General features: G+C 41.3%; 2 protein-coding genes. One reads left to right on the top strand and one right to left on the bottom strand.

Features of this window, described 5'->3' with window-relative positions:
- A partial coding sequence (locus AB4653_RS25430; protein WP_372105612.1) for a hypothetical protein occupies positions 1 to 538 on the top strand: 538 nt, incomplete at its 5' end.
- A gap of 100 nt (positions 539 to 638) precedes the next feature.
- Here the strand turns inward: AB4653_RS25430 and AB4653_RS25425 are convergent.
- On the bottom strand, positions 639 to 1637 hold a 999-nt coding region (locus AB4653_RS25425; RefSeq protein WP_372105611.1), incomplete at its 5' end, for a phenylalanine--tRNA ligase subunit beta.

Raw genomic sequence — 1637 nt, 5'->3', positions numbered from 1 at the left:
AAATATGACAAGAGTATCCGAAAAACATATCACTCCTGAATTTGAGAATATGGTTTTTAATAAAGTTAAGGATTGTCTACTTGATTTATTCTACATATCCTTAGAAGCACTTAAGAATGCATGTTGTGAAGAGTATGAATCTAAATTTGGGTATAAGCAAAACTTACAGCAGATTAGAGCTCAAAACCTAAATAATTTCACGGAAGAGCACATACGTCAATTAGACAAGTTTGCTCAATCAAAAGGAATAACCAATTCTTGGGAAGACCTTTTATATATATGTAAAGGTAAGTGGCTAATGTTTGAGTTCTGTAATATATTAAAAGTTGAAATTAAGCTTTTAACCGAAAAATGTAGAGAAAAACATATTCAACAGTGCCAGTTTTGTATTAGTGAAGCGTTTGATAAATGTTTATATAAAGTTAAAGCAGATTTGAACGAATATCTTATCCACCAGTCAGTAGTTAGTGAAAATAAAAATGGAAGTTTAAGTTATTTATATCAAAAAGTAGATTCAATGACACTATCGGGATTGTAGATATGGGTATTTTGATTATATAAAATTGTCTATGCAAATTTGAATACAAAAAAAGGCCTCGCAATGCGAGGCCTTTGGTTTTTCTATCTATCAGAAGAGATTAGTCGCGAAGTGCTGCGCCGAATTTCTCTGAGATTGAAGCTACGATAGCATCTACTGAACCAGCGATGTCTGCATCTTCAAGTGTGCGCTCTACAGACTGTAGGCTAAGTGCGATTGCTAGGCTCTTCTTACCTTCTTCAACGCCTTGACCAACGTATACGTCGAACAGTTTAGCGCCTGTTAGGAATTCGCCACCAGCAGCGATACACGCTTCTACGATGTCGCCAGAAGCGACTGCTTCGTCAACAACAACTGCGATATCACGACGGTTTGCAGGGAACTTAGATACCGCTACTGCTTCTGGAAGCACGCGAGTGTTGATAGCTGCCCATTCGATTTCGAATACGATAGTACGGCCGTTAAGACCAAACTTACGCTCTAGTTCTGGGTGAACAGTACCAATGATACCCACTTCTTTGCCGTCTACTACGATAGCCGCAGTTTGACCTGGGTGAAGTGCTGGGTGCTTCGCTGCTTTGAAGCTGTATGCGATTTCGTTTGCAGAAAGCTCAAGAACTGCTTCTAGGTCACCTTTAAGATCGAAGAAATCTACAGTGTTAGTTGCAATGTCCCAGTGCTCTTCGCCACGAGTACCAGAGATAACGCCCGCAAGCATCATTTCTTGGCGCATGCCGTTTTCAGCTGTTGCTTCAGGGATGAAACGTAGGCCTGATTCGAATAGACGAACGCGAGACTGTTGACGCTTCTGGTTATGAACAACTGTGTTTAGTAGACCTTGGATTAGGCCAAGACGCATTGCTGACATATCCGCAGAGATTGGGAATGGCAGGATTAGCGGCTCAACACCAGGTACAACAAGTTTTTGCTGCTCTGGTTCTACGAAGCTGTATGTGATTGCTTCGTGGTAGCCACGGTCTACAAGAAGGTCACGAACGCGCTTAAGCGGTTGGTTAGCTTCTTTGTGGTCATTCATTTTAAGTGCCGCTTTAGGCGCTTGGTTTGGAATGTTATCGTAACCGTAGATACGACCTACTTC

The organism is Vibrio sp. 10N.222.48.A3 (assembly GCF_041475345.1).
GTDB lineage: Bacteria > Pseudomonadota > Gammaproteobacteria > Enterobacterales > Vibrionaceae > Vibrio > Vibrio tasmaniensis_A.
Note: the sequence above shows the minus strand (reverse complement) of the source record. Positions and strands in the feature narration are given on the sequence as shown.